The following is a 12,985-nucleotide window of genomic DNA, read 5'->3' as shown; positions in this document are numbered from 1 at the left end:
ATAAAACACGGCTGAAATGATTAAAAGTCAGCACGACTGACCTATTTGACGATTTTTCCCGCTACAGGACTAAAATCGGCCCCGCATTAGCGAGAAATAGGTCAGCATAGTTTACCAACCTGCTGCCAGAGCCGCCAAAGCGACCACGCCCACGATGATTCGCCACCAGGCAAAGACCGCGTAGCCATGGACCGAGACGTAGTTCAGCAGCACTTTCGCCACCAACAGCGCAGACAAGAACGCGCAAATGAAGCCGATGACGATATTCCCGGCCGAGGCTGCATCGAGGATGTCGCGATTCTTGTAGAGATCATAGACAAAAGCGCCCAGCATCGTCGGCATGGACAGGAAGAAGCTGAATTCGGCGGCAGATCGCTTGTCCGCGCCCAGAAGCAGCGCACCGGTGATCGTCGCGCCCGAGCGGGACACCCCCGGAATCATCGCCAGACATTGGATCAGCCCGATGCCGATGGCGCGGGGGATCGGAATGTCCTCGGCCGAATGATAGCGGGGATTCTTGGCCATCCGGTCCACGAACAGCAGCACCACCCCGCCAAGGATCAGCATCGAGGCGATCAGCATCGGCGTCTCGAACAGGACTTCCTTGATAATGCGATGCGCCATTACCCCGATCACGGCGGCGGGCAGAAAGGCCAGCAGCACTGACGCGATGAAGCGCCGCGCGCGCGGATCATGTGGCGCGCTAGTAAAGATGCGCCACAGCCGCCCGGCATAGACGCTGAGGATCGCAAGGATCGCGCCGAACTGGATCAGCACCTCGAAGGCGCGCCCCGGTGAGTCGAAGCCCAGGAAATGCCCTGCCAGCAGGACATGTCCGGTGGACGAGACGGGAATGAACTCGGTCAGCCCTTCAAGCAGACCCAGCAGGGCGGCAACGATCGTGTTGTGTTCCATCAGCTCCGGCGCAGGTTCTTCGCAGTTGCGGTCATCGATTCGTATTGGCCCGAGGGGCGGAAGCGCCACAGGTATTCATTGATGACCGCCGAAGAGGCCGTCGGCACGATCCCCAGATCGGCAAAGGTCTTGTGGTTCCCCGAAACGACATTGGGATGGCTTAGCGAGCGCAGCTGGTCGCGGGTCAGGATGCGGTTGGTCAGCAGGCCGCCGGTCAGGAATTGCACCCCGTCCAGCACTGCGGCCATGATCCCGGCGATGAAACCCGGAACGCCCAGCACCAGCTTGCGCCGGTCGATGGCGGTCAGCACCTGCTGGGCCAGTTCACGCATGGTCACGACATCCGGGCCACCCAGCTCATAGATGCCGGGCTGGGCCTGACCACTTGCGCCCTTTGCGGCGGCGGTGGCGACATCCATGACATGCACCGGCTGCAGCTGCGCATTCGCGCCCGGCAGCGCCATGACCGGCCCCAGCCGCGACATCGAGGCGATGCGGTTGTAGAAATGGTCGTCGGAACCGAAGATCACCGAAGGACGCAGGATCACCGCATCCGGGCGCGCGGCCAGCACCGCGGCTTCGCCCCGGCCTTTCGACGCGGCGTAGTGGCTGTCCGAATCCTTGTCCGCCCCCAGCGCCGAGACATGCACGAAATGCGCGATGCCGCGTTCAGCGGACAGGCGTGCCACGCGGGCGGCTGCATCGACATGGACGGCGTCGAAGGTGTTCTTGCCTTCGTTGACCAGAATGCCCACGCAATTCACCACCGCATCGGCATCGGCCATGCAGGCTGCGACCGAGCGGTCGTCGCGGACGTTGCAGGGAACCGGCTCGATCTGGCCCGGCGCGCCATAGGTGCGCACGATGCCGGCTTCGTTGGGGCGACGGACGGCGACGCGGATGCGCCAGCCTTGGCTGGCCAGAACCTTGGCGATCTGCCGCCCGAGGAATCCGGACCCACCATAGATCGTGACAAGCTTGGCTGCGGACATGGCTCTCGCTCCTTCGCGGGGGGTCTTGGGTGGCGTGCTTTTCCGCTCATTACCCAAGGCTGTCGGCTGCGGCAAGTCGCGGGCGCATCGACGCCGCGATCTGATCCGCCACCCGCAGCGCATTCGCCGCAATGGTCAGGCTGGGATTCACCCCGTTCGAGGTCGGCATGAAACTGGAATCGGTGACGTAAAGATTGCTCAGCCCGTGCACCTTGCAGTCGCGGTCCAGCACGCTGGTCGCCGGATCGTCGCCAAAGCGCAGCGTACCGCAGGGATGGGCGAAGTTCAGTTGCGGCGCCGTGCCCATGAACATCGCCCGATGCGGATGGAAGGCTGCCCGCATCGCCTTGCGAAAGATCGCGCGGCGGCGGCGCAGTTCATCCGAGATGTCGTAGTGAAAGACAAAGCGATCCTCATCCTGTGCATCGGGGATCAGCCGGTTGGTGGGGTAGGGTAGGTCCTCCAGCACGCCGACGAACAGCTTGGCGCGCCCCAGCATCCCTGCCGCGATGCGGGCAGGAACGCGCAAACCCATCCGCAAGGGCCGGACACGGCGCAAGGCCGACATGTCGAAGCGGTTGTGCATCGCGTGCAGGATTTCGCCATAACCGGCGGTCAGGCCCATGGATTGCACCGTTCCCAGCCGCGCGCCATTGCGGAAATACAGGTCCCGCATGCTGATCGAACGCGAGGCGGCGCTTTCGTCGCGATTCTGTCCGGCCCAGATGGCGATGATCTCGCTCATGTGGAACATCAGGTTGCGGCCGACCAGATCGTTGCGATTGCCCAGCCCCTCGGGCCAATGCTCGTTTTTGGAGCGCAGCATCAGCGAGGGCGAACCCAAGCCTCCGCCCGCCAGCACATAGTGCCGCGCGCTCAATGTGATCGGCTTGCCCTCACGCAGGCACAGAAGCGAGGTGACGCCCGTTGCATCCGCCTCGATGCGCGAGACGCTGCAGCGGTCGAGCAGCGCGGCGCGTCCGGTCTCGATCGCGGGCAGTACCCCGGCCGAGCGGCCATCCATCTTGCAGCGCCGCGTGCATCGCCTGCCAAAGCAGCCCTCGCAACCCGGAACAAAGCGGGCGGCCATATGGGTCTGATAGGGGTGCATCCCGGCCCGCTTCAGATCCGCCATCAGGTCGATGTCGGATTGCGGCAAGGCGCGCGGCGGGGCGGGCAGGGTCGCCGCCTGGGGGTCCAGCGGATCGGCCTCGCCGCTGATCTGGTAATAGCGTTCGGCCAGATCGAACCAGGGCCGCATCTCATCATAGCTGACCGGCCAGCCGCCGGTCGGGTGCGGCAGGTGCTCGGCCGTGTCCAGATCGTGGCGTTCAGGGCGTTCCAGCGTTGCCGCGTAAAAGGACGAGGTTCCCCCAACGACCGAGCCGATCATGCCGTCCAGTTCGCACCATTTGCCATCCAGCCGGGCCGAGATCGTCTTGGGCCACGCCCCACCGGCAACCCGTGCGTCGGGGTCGATGGTATCGGGGGGGACCGGCGGCACGACATTGTCGCCAAGGTCCGGACCCTTTTCCAGAAACAGGACGGACAGACCCTGTTCGGCCAGTCTGCGCCCGACACTGCCGCCACCGATGCCGGTGCCAATGACGATCACGTCCCAGGTCATTGTCGCGATATCGGCCAACATCCGGTCCCCCGATGCGATTTTCTCCATAATTTCTATGCCAATACCCAAACCTTACAAGTTGCCGGAATGGTCAGTCCCGATTCCCGGCATCGCTTACGCCGATGGCGGAATCGGGCGTGCAGGAAAAATATGAAGCTTCGATGAAAAATCGACTTTCACCCCATTGACGCCCCCCGCGACTGTCTTTAATCAGCCGCTCACACCACCTGCCCAGGTGGCGGAATTGGTAGACGCGCACGGTTCAGGTCCGTGTGCCGCAAGGCGTGGAGGTTCGAGTCCTCTCCTGGGCACCAAAACGAAAACCCTCGAAAGCGTCACGCTTTCGGGGGTTTTTGCTTTCCGGATTCCACGTTTGCGGCGGGGTGGAACGGCCCTCAGAATGCCTTGTCGACGAAATCCGAAAAAACCTTCCACATCGAGTTGACGCCGCCCGCGACTGCCTTTAATGACCCGCTCATACCACCTGCCCAGGTGGCGGAATTGGTAGACGCGCACGGTTCAGGTCCGTGTGCCGCAAGGCGTGGAGGTTCGAGTCCTCTCCTGGGCACCAAAACAAAAACCCTCGAAAGCTTCATGCTTTCGGGGGTTTTTGCTTATGTGGCGTCGGGGTCGGCCCTGATCGAAAGCCCCGCGCGGGCTTGCGGATCGCACAGGCTCCGGGCAAGGCTGCGGCCGCAATGGCTGCGCTTCAGCCACGATCCGTCGAAAGGCAGCCATGATTCCCCGTTTCGGCCCTCCGCCCGGTCCTCATCCCTACCGTCATCGTGCCGGAGCCTATGCGGTTCTGATCCGTGATGGCCGGGCGCTGGTCACCTTTCAGCACGCGCCCGAGCCGGAATTCCAGCTGGCCGGAGGCGGGGTAGATCCCGGCGAATCGCCCGTCGCGGCGCTGCATCGCGAAGTGCGTGAGGAAACCGGCTGGTCCATCGGCTCGGTTCGGCGGCTGGGCAGCTATCGCCGCTATTGCTGGATGCCGGACTACGATTTCTGGGCCGAGAAACTGTGCACCATCTATCTGGCCCGACCGATCATGCGGTTGGGTCCGCCGACCGAGCCGGGCCATGATGCGCATTGGGTCGCGCTGTCGGACCTGCAGGGGCTGCTGGCCGATCCCGGCTCGCGTCATTTCGCGCGCCTCGCCTTGGCGGGGCGCTGATCGCGGTCAGATCAGGAATTCGGCCAGAACCGGATCGCGGGTGATGTCGCGATGCCCGATCCCCGCCGCCTCCAGCCGCTCGCGCAGCCGGTCGAGGTTTTCGGGCGAGGTGGTCTCGATCCCGATCAGGATCGAGCCGAAGTTCCGCGCCGATTTCTTCAGATATTCGAACCGGGCGACATCGTCATCCGGGCCGAGCAGCTCAAGGAAATCGCGCAGCGCGCCGGGGCGCTGCGGCATGCGCAGGATGAAATAGCGCTTCAACCCCGAGAAACGCTGGGCGCGTTCCTTGACCTCGGGCAGGCGCTCAAAGTCGAAATTCCCGCCCGAGCAGATGCAGACCACCCGCTTGCCCGCCAGATCGGGGATGTCGCGCAGCGCGTCGACGGCCAGCGCGCCCGCAGGCTCCAGCACGATCCCCTCGATATTCAGCATTTCCAGCATGGTGGCGCAGATCCGGTCCTCGGGGGCCAGATGGACCTGATCGGGCGAAAACCGCCGCAGATGCTCAAAGGGCAGGGCACCGATACGCGCGACCGCCGCGCCATCGACGAAAGTATCGACGGCGGGCAGGGTGACGGGCGCACCGGCCAGCAGCGCGCCTTGCAGGCTGGCGCCGCCATCGGGCTCGGCGAATTCGGCGCGGGTGCTGGGGGAAAGCTCGGCAAACAGCCGGGTCACGCCCGCGGACAGCCCGCCGCCACCAACCGGCAGCACGATCACATCCGGTGCGCCGTCCATCTGGCTCAGGATCTCAAGCCCGACGGTCGCCTGACCCTCGATGATATCGGGATCGTCGAAGGGCGACAGGAAGGTGGCCCCCTGTGCGCGGGCAAATTCCTGCGCGGCGGCCAGGGTCTGGTCGAAGTAATCGCCGGTCAGCACGATCTCGACCGCGCCGCCGCCAAAGATCCGGGTCTTGTCGATCTTCTGCTTCGGTGTCGTCACCGGCATGAAGATCGTACCCTTGGCCCCGAAATGACGGCAGGCAAAGGCCACGCCTTGGGCATGGTTTCCGGCGCTGGCGCAGACGAAATGCCCCGCAGCCCCCGCGCCGATCTTGCGCATGGCGTTGAAGGCCCCGCGCAGCTTGTAGCTGCGCACCGGCGTCAGGTCTTCGCGTTTCAACCAGATCTCGGCCCCGTATTTGGCCGAGAGGTGGTCGTTCTTCTGCAGGGGCGTCGGCTCGAAGAGGTCGCGCAGCGCGATCTCTGCCTGGCGGACAGAGGCGGCAAAGTTTTCCATGCCCGGCCAATGGCGTGAATTATGCGATTTGGCAAGGGTTTCAGCGCAGTGGTCGGGCCTCGACGTAATGCCCCCACAATGTTGTCAGCACAGACAGATAAAAGAGCACCGAAAACCAGTAAATCCCGAGTTGTGCGGCAATCCACCAGACACTGGGAAGTTTACCAAAGTTGGTATGACCGCCCGCCAGTGCTTGGAAGCCCCATTGAAACAGCATGTAGCCTAGAACGAGGATAGCCAAGGTTCGGGATGTTTTGCCCATGGCGATCCAACTGCGCTTGATCGGTTTTGCCGCGCCGATGGCCGCCCCCGGCAAAGCCGTGCTAAGCCTTAGCACAAAGATATAAAAGATGAACGTTCCCGCGACGCTGAAGAAGCGCGTGGCAGCGGGGATCGTTTCTTGGTTCACCATGCGCATGGCAGTGAGGGCAAACAGGAGCATTGGAATCGCGATAGCGGCCATCAAGACGAGCGTGAGCAGCATCGTCTTGAGATATGGCAAGATCTGACGCGGTCGAGAAAAGGCGCGTTGCACTTCGGCAAGCAGCACGAACCTATGCCATCTCGTTGCTAGCCATGCCGCCGAGAAGAGGATTGCGCCGAAGGTCAGAGCCCAGACAAAAAAGAAGAAGAAGATAGACTGTGGTGGAGCGTGCAGCCCACCCAACATGAAAATCGCCAGCCCGAGGGCGGCTGTCTGAACCAGTAGCGGCCCGATGGAAAGCAATATGGCCTGCCGCCAATTGCCCGCGAGTTGCATGAAAGAATGTCTTAGAATGCGAATTGACTGCATGATTTTCCCAAAATTTCGCAGAGCCTAATTTCCCCCGTCCCCTTGTGACAAGCGGCGAATGGTCCTATTCCCTGCGCGACATTCCAAGGGGGCTTACCGCATGACCGACGCGCCGAAGAAAGTCGTCCTTGCCTATTCGGGCGGGCTCGACACCTCGATCATCCTGAAATGGTTGCAGACCGAATATGGCTGTGAGGTCATCACCTTCACCGCCGATCTGGGGCAGGGCGAAGAGCTGGAACCGGCGCGCGCCAAGGCCGAGCTGCTGGGCATCAAGCCGGAAAATATCCATATCGTCGACGTGCGCGAAGAATTCGTGCGCGATTTCGTCTTCCCGATGTTCCGCGCCAATGCGCTGTACGAGGGGCTGTATCTGCTGGGCACCTCGATCGCGCGCCCGCTGATCTCGAAGCATCTGGTCGAACTGGCCCATAAGCACGGCGCCGATGCCGTGGCGCATGGTGCGACCGGCAAGGGCAACGATCAGGTTCGGTTCGAGCTTTCGGCCTATGCGCTGGACCCCTCGATCAAGGTCATCGCGCCGTGGCGTGAATGGGACCTGACCTCGCGCACCAAGCTGATCGAATTCGCGGAAACGAACCAGATCCCGATCGCCAAGGACAAGCGCGGCGAAGCGCCCTTCTCGGTTGATGCGAACCTGCTGCACACCTCGAGCGAGGGCAAGGCGCTGGAAAACCCGGCTGAGGCCGCGCCGGAATATGTCTATCAGCGCACCGTTTCCCCCGAGGAAGCGCCGGATACCCCCGAATTCATCGAAGTCACCTTCGAGCAGGGCGATGCCGTCGCGATCAATGGCGAGGCGCTGTCGCCCGCAACGATCCTGACCAAGCTGAACGAACTGGGCGGCAAGCACGGCATCGGTCGCCTCGATTTTGTGGAAAACCGCTTCGTCGGCATGAAATCGCGCGGAATCTACGAGACCCCCGGCGGCACCATCCTGCTGGAAGCCCATCGCGGCATCGAGCAGATCACGCTGGACGCGGGCGCGGGTCACCTGAAGGACTCGATCATGCCGCGCTATGCCGAGCTGATCTATAACGGCTTCTGGTTCTCGCCCGAGCGCGAGATGCTGCAGGCCCTGATCGACAAGTCGCAAGAGCATGTCACCGGCACGGTCCGGCTGAAGCTCTATAAGGGCTCGGTGAATTGCGTCGGCCGCTGGTCGGACCATTCGCTTTACAGCGAAAAGCACGTCACCTTCGAGGAAGATGCCGGCGCCTACGACCAGAAGGACGCGGCTGGCTTCATCAAACTGAACGCGCTTCGCCTGAAACTGATCGCGACCCGCAACGCGCGCGTCGCCAAATGATACGAAGGGCCGCGGGCGATCCCCGCGGCCCTTTCGATTCCGGCGCTCAGGTCAGGGCTTTTTCGAAATAGACCCGCTCGAACCCGTCCTCGGACCGCCTGCCTGTCTCGGTGAAGCCCAGATGCGGATAGATGGACAGGTTCGCGACCATCTTCTGGTTGGTGTATAGCTGCACTGCTGACAGCCCTGAGCGCCGCGCCTCATCCTCGCAGAATTTGATCAGCAGCTTGCCGACGCCCCGGCCCGCGGCCTCGGGCGTCACGGCCACGGCCTCCAGATGCATGGCGGTTCCGTCGGGAAAAAACACGACATAGCCCAAAAACGCGCCGTCCCTGTCGGTTGCCACATGCACCTGCCTGGCAGCGATCTGGGCGGTAAAATCCGCGACCATGGGTGCCGGAGGCCGTCCGATTGCGGCGATATAGGGGCCATAGGCGGCCGTGGCACAGGCCCTGATGGCGGGTTCATCAGCGGGGTCGGCGGGGCGGATCAGGATCGGGTTCATGCCGGTAATCGATCATGCCCGATCGCCACGGGCAACGGAAACCGCCCGCGATCTTTCATTCCCGCGCTTTCCCCGCCACTATGTCCCGGAACTGATCAGAAGGCCGCGCCATGACCCGTCCCGCCCATATCGCCATCGTCACCGTATCCGACCGCGCCAGCCGCGGCGAATATGAGGACAAGGGCGGACCGGGAGCCGAGGACTGGCTGCGCGCCACCATCACCTCGCCCATGACCATTACCCGCACGATCATCCCCGATGGCCGCGAGATCGTGGCCGAAACGCTGCTCAATGTCGCTGACCGGGAACATGCCGATCTGATCCTGATCACCGGCGGCACCGGCCCCGCCCCGCGCGACCAGACGCCCGAGGCGATGGCCGATGTCATGGAAAAGGAACTGCCCGGCTTTGGCGAGGAAATGCGCCGCGCCAGCCTGCTTGAAGTGCCGACCGCGATCCTGTCGCGCCAGACGGCGGGGATCCGGGGCCAGACGCTGATGATCACCATCCCCGGCAAGCCCTCGGCCATCGCGACCTGCCTTGATGCGGTTTTCGCGGCGGTTCCCTACTGCCTTGACCTGATCGGCGCGGCCCGGATCGAGACCGATCCCGCCCGGATCAAGGCGTTTCGCCCCAAGGCGTGACTCTTTCTTGCCCAAATATCCCGGGGGGCGCCAGACCGGCCCCATCGAGGGGCCGATCTGGCGGGGGGCAGAGCCCCCCTTTCGCGCAGCGGCTTGAAACTGGACAAAATCCCCCCGCTCGTATCGGATAGGGGAACGCCCGCGTCCTTCGCGACGTTGGCCGCAGTCAGGTGAAAGGACGCAACCGGCCATGGCCGATGATCCCTACAAGGCGCTGGGTGTCAGCAAGACCGCCAGCCAGGATGAAATCAAGAAGGCCTATCGCAAGATCGCCAAGACCGATCATCCGGACCTGACGCCCGACCCGGCCGCGCATGAGCGCTTCAAGGCGGCCTCCTCGGCCTATGACCTGCTCAAGGATGCTGATCAGCGCGCCCGCTTTGATCGGGGCGAGATCGACGCTTCGGGGCAGGAGCGCCAGCAGCGGCACTATTACCGCGATTACGCGCAGGCGGGAGACAATCCCTATCGCCCCGGCGCGCAGGATTTCGACGATCTGTCCGACGTGTTCTCGGACCTGTTCGGGCAAAGCGGTGCCTCGCGCAAGCGGGGTGGCGGCGCGCGAGGTTTCGACATGCGAGGTCAGGATCAGCGCTTCACCATGGAGATCGACTTCATGACCGCCGCGCGTGGCGGCTCGACCCGGATCACCATGCCTGACGGTGCGGTTCTGGATGTGAAGATCCCTGAAGGCGCGCGCGACGGCCAGATCATCCGCCTGCGCGGCAAGGGCGCCGCCGGCTATGGCGACGGCACGCCGGGGGACGCGCTTTTGACACTGGTCATTGCCGAAGACCCCGACTGGCGACGCGACGGCGATGACGTTGAAACCACCCTGCCGATCACGCTGGATGAGGCGGTTCTTGGCGGCAAGGTCGAGGCCGAGACCATCGACGGCCCGGTCATGCTCAGCATCCCGCGCGGAGCCAGCACCGGGCAGAAGCTGCGGCTGAAGGGCCGTGGCCTCAAGGGCGAAGGCGGCCAGCGCGGCGACCAGCATGTCGTGCTGAAAATCGTCATGCCGCCCCGTATCGACGACGATCTGGCGCGATTCATGGAAGAATGGCGGCAGAACCATGGCTATGATCCAAGGAGGGGCAAATGACGCGCAGGCATTACACCCTGACCGAAACCCTGATCGAACTGCCCGAGATGACCCGCGAGCAGTTGGAGACCTATATCAGCAGCGGCGTCGTCCAGCCGGTGCAGTCCGAAAGCGGCCCGCTGTTTCGCGATCTGGACATCGCCCGGCTGCATCTGGTGGTCGATCTGTCCGAGGGCTACCATCTGGACGATGAGGCGCTGGCGTTGGTCCTGTCGCTGGTCGATCAGTTGCACGGGCTACGCGGCGACATGCGTGCAATTCTGGACGCCGTGGCGCGCGAGCCCGCCGAAACCCGCATCCGCCTGAAAACCGCGATCCGAGAGGTGCGGGTCGTCCGTCGGGACTAAACGTCACCCAAGCGTCACCCGGCCTTCAAGGCCATGTTACATGCGCGCGCCACATCCGCGGGGACCTTGCCAACCCCCGAGGAAATCATGACGTTTCGCCTGACCCTCTGCTCGCTTGTTGCGCTGGCGGCTGCATCGCCCGCCGTCGCCGAGCCGGTTTTCAACCGCATCGCCAGCTTTGCCACCGCCGACAACATGGCCGATGGCGAGGACCGCGCCCGCGCCACCTCGGCCGAGATCATGACTGCGACCGCCGATGGCATGGAGCTGATCTATTCCGACAGCCCGCTGAACGCGATCGGGCTGATCGACATCACCGATCCCGCCGCGCCCAAACCCCTTGGCAATATCCCGATGGATGGCGAGCCGACCACGACTGTGGTGCTGGGCGGGACGGCCTTTGTCGGCGTGAATACCTCGGAAAGCTTCACCCAGCCCTCGGGCGTGCTGCGTTCGGTAGATCTGGCGTCCAAATCCGTGATCGCCAGCTGCGATCTGGGCGGGCAGCCCGATTCGGTGGCGCTGTCGCCCAAGGGCGACTGGCTGGCCGTCGCGATCGAGAATGAGCGCGACGAAGAGGTGAATGACGGCGCTCTGCCCCAGATGCCGGCGGGTTTCGTCACCCGCCTGCCGATCAAGGACGGGCAAGTCGATTGCGCCGGAAAGCAGGTCGTTGAACTGACCGGGCTGGCTGAAATCGCCCCCGAGGACCCCGAGCCCGAATATCTGGACTTCAACGCCAATGGCGATCTGGTCGTCACGCTTCAGGAAAACAACCACATCGTGGTGATCGGTGCCGATGGCAAGGTGGCCTCGCATTTCAGCGCGGGCGCGGTCGATCTGGCGGGCGTCGATACGGAAAAGGACGGCAAGCTGAACTTTACCGGCAGCCTGACCGCCGTGCCGCGCGAACCCGATACCGTCGCATGGTTGGACAATGACCACTTCGCCACCGCGAATGAAGGCGACTGGAAGGGCGGCTCGCGCGGCTTCACCATCTGGAAGCGCGACGGTTCGGTCGCCTATGAGTCCGGCGCCGAGTTCGAACATGCGCTGGTCCGCATCGGCCATTACCCCGAGGGCCGCTCGGGCAAGAAGGGCGTTGAGCCCGAGGCGCTGAAATATGCCGAGTTCGACGGGAAAAAGTTGCTGTTCGTCGGTTCGGAACGCGGCAGCGCCATCGGCGTCTATGACGTGGCCAATCCCGCCCAGCCGAAGCTGACCCAGATCCTGCCCTCGGGCATCGGGCCGGAGGGGTTGGTTGCCATCCCCGCGCGCGGCCTGTTTGCCAGCGCCAATGAGACCGATCTGGGCGAGGACGGCGCCGCCCGCTCGCATGTGATGATCTATGCCCGCACTGACGGCACGCCCGCTTATCCGACGATCGTCTCGACCGGCGATCAGCTGATCGGCTGGGGCGCGCTGTCGGGCCTGACCGTCGATCCGCAGGATGCGACCGTCGTCCATGCGGTCAGCGACAGCGCCTATGCGGCGGAACCCTCGATCTATCGTATCGAGACCGGGACCACGCCCGCCCGCATCACCTCTCGCATGATCGTCACCAAGGACGGCAAGCCCGCCGAAAAGCTGGATCTGGAAGGCATCACCGCTGACGGCAAGGGTGGCTTCTGGCTGGCCAGCGAAGGCAATCCGGAAAAGGAAATCCCGCATCAGATCCTGAATGTCGATGCGCAGGGCGCGGTCCAGCAAAGCATCGAGCTGCCCACCGATCTGGTTGCCGGTTCGACCCGTTTCGGGCTTGAGGGCATCGCGCTGGCATCGGACGGCGCGCTGTGGATGGCCGTCCAGCGCGAATGGAAGGACGATCCCAAGGGGCAGGCAAAACTGCTGCGCTTCGATCCTGCCACCAGCGAATGGGCGGGCGTCCGCTATCCGCTGGAGCAGGGCGAAGGCTGGGTCGGTCTGTCGGAACTGACCATCCATGATGGCGACATCTATCTGGTCGAGCGCGACAACCTGATCGGTCAGGCGGCCAAGCTGAAGCAGGTGACCAAGGTGGCCCTGGACGGGCTGGCCCCTGCCGCGCTGGGTGGCGATCTGCCGCTGGTCGAAAAGCAGGTCGTCCGCGACCTGATCCCCGACCTGAAGCAGTGGAACGGCTATGTTCAGGACAAGGTCGAGGGCATGGCGATCACCCCGGATGGGCTGGTCTGGACCGTGACCGACAATGACGGCGTCGACGATGCCTCGGGCGAGACCTTCCTGTGGTCCTTCCCGCTGGGCACGCAGACGGCTTCGAACTGATCTTCGGCAAAGAAAAAAGCGGCCCGCAAGGGCCGCTTTC

12 protein-coding genes and 2 tRNA genes are annotated in these 12,985 nt (G+C 63.7%); 8 read left to right on the top strand and 6 right to left on the bottom strand.

Annotation, left to right across the window (positions count from 1 at the left end):
* Positions 1–111: 111 nt before the first annotated feature.
* From GL300_RS04490 to GL300_RS04480, 3 genes are read right to left on the bottom strand one after another with little or no spacing between them, the layout of a single operon-like run.
* Complete coding sequence (locus GL300_RS04490) at positions 112–915, bottom strand: undecaprenyl-diphosphate phosphatase (protein ID WP_155038343.1); 804 nt, start codon at positions 913–915, stop codon at positions 112–114.
* The gene (locus GL300_RS04485) at positions 915–1,907 is read right to left on the bottom strand and encodes a complex I NDUFA9 subunit family protein (RefSeq protein ID WP_155038342.1); all 993 of its coding nucleotides are present in this window, start codon (positions 1,905–1,907) and stop codon (positions 915–917) included. Before GL300_RS04485 ends, GL300_RS04490 begins: the two co-directional genes overlap by 1 nt.
* A 49-nt stretch (positions 1,908–1,956) precedes the next feature.
* Positions 1,957–3,555, bottom strand: a complete 1,599-nt coding sequence (locus GL300_RS04480; RefSeq protein ID WP_170297596.1) for a GMC oxidoreductase — start codon at positions 3,553–3,555, stop codon at positions 1,957–1,959.
* 208 nt (positions 3,556–3,763) lie between these two features.
* Between GL300_RS04480 and GL300_RS04475 the strand changes: the two genes are divergently transcribed.
* From GL300_RS04475 to GL300_RS04465, 3 genes are all read left to right on the top strand, one after another.
* Positions 3,764–3,848: transfer RNA gene (locus GL300_RS04475), tRNA-Leu, on the top strand.
* A gap of 172 nt (positions 3,849–4,020) precedes the next feature.
* A tRNA-Leu gene (locus tag GL300_RS04470) sits at positions 4,021–4,105 on the top strand.
* A gap of 165 nt (positions 4,106–4,270) precedes the next feature.
* On the top strand, positions 4,271–4,711 hold the full coding sequence (locus GL300_RS04465; protein WP_155038341.1) for an NUDIX domain-containing protein: 441 nt from the start codon (positions 4,271–4,273) through the stop codon (positions 4,709–4,711).
* A 6-nt stretch (positions 4,712–4,717) separates the two neighbouring features.
* Here the strand turns inward: GL300_RS04465 and ilvA are convergent, their stop codons facing one another.
* Together ilvA and GL300_RS04455 are read right to left on the bottom strand one after the other, a co-directional pair.
* The gene (gene ilvA, locus GL300_RS04460) at positions 4,718–5,956 is read right to left on the bottom strand and encodes a threonine ammonia-lyase IlvA (protein WP_155038340.1); all 1,239 of its coding nucleotides are present in this window, start codon (positions 5,954–5,956) and stop codon (positions 4,718–4,720) included.
* Positions 5,957–5,996: 40 nt separating this feature from the next.
* Positions 5,997–6,716: a hypothetical protein gene (locus tag GL300_RS04455; RefSeq protein WP_155038339.1), complete on the bottom strand. Its 720-nt coding sequence runs from the start codon at positions 6,714–6,716 to the stop codon at positions 5,997–5,999.
* Between the two features lie 133 nt (positions 6,717–6,849).
* Between GL300_RS04455 and GL300_RS04450 the strand changes: the two genes are divergently transcribed.
* On the top strand, positions 6,850–8,079 hold the full coding sequence (locus tag GL300_RS04450; RefSeq protein WP_155038338.1) for an argininosuccinate synthase: 1,230 nt from the start codon (positions 6,850–6,852) through the stop codon (positions 8,077–8,079).
* Positions 8,080–8,125: 46 nt separating this feature from the next.
* Here GL300_RS04450 and GL300_RS04445 read toward each other — a convergent pair whose 3' ends face one another.
* Positions 8,126–8,584: a GNAT family N-acetyltransferase gene (locus tag GL300_RS04445; RefSeq protein ID WP_155038337.1), complete on the bottom strand. Its 459-nt coding sequence runs from the start codon at positions 8,582–8,584 to the stop codon at positions 8,126–8,128.
* A gap of 110 nt (positions 8,585–8,694) precedes the next feature.
* On the opposite strand from GL300_RS04445, the gene mog reads away from it, so the two are divergent.
* From mog to GL300_RS04425, 4 genes are all read left to right on the top strand, one after another.
* Entirely contained in the window at positions 8,695–9,228 is a 534-nt protein-coding gene (gene mog / locus GL300_RS04440) for a molybdopterin adenylyltransferase (RefSeq protein WP_155038336.1), read from the top strand.
* Between the two features lie 190 nt (positions 9,229–9,418).
* A complete protein-coding gene (locus GL300_RS04435) occupies positions 9,419–10,333 on the top strand; it encodes a DnaJ C-terminal domain-containing protein (protein ID WP_155038335.1) in 915 nt (304 codons plus the stop codon).
* Positions 10,330–10,680 carry a hypothetical protein gene (locus tag GL300_RS04430; protein WP_155038334.1) on the top strand — a complete coding sequence of 117 codons (351 nt, stop codon included), beginning with the start codon at positions 10,330–10,332 and terminating at the stop codon, positions 10,678–10,680. The genes GL300_RS04435 and GL300_RS04430 overlap by 4 nt, the downstream gene beginning before the upstream one ends.
* Before the next feature lie 87 nt (positions 10,681–10,767).
* Entirely contained in the window at positions 10,768–12,945 is a 2,178-nt protein-coding gene (locus tag GL300_RS04425) for an esterase-like activity of phytase family protein (protein ID WP_155038333.1), read from the top strand.
* The last annotated feature ends 40 nt before the right edge of the window (positions 12,946–12,985 follow it).

This window comes from Paracoccus litorisediminis (assembly GCF_009711205.1).
GTDB lineage: Bacteria > Pseudomonadota > Alphaproteobacteria > Rhodobacterales > Rhodobacteraceae > Paracoccus > Paracoccus litorisediminis.
This window is presented reverse-complemented; position numbering and strand designations above follow the sequence as displayed.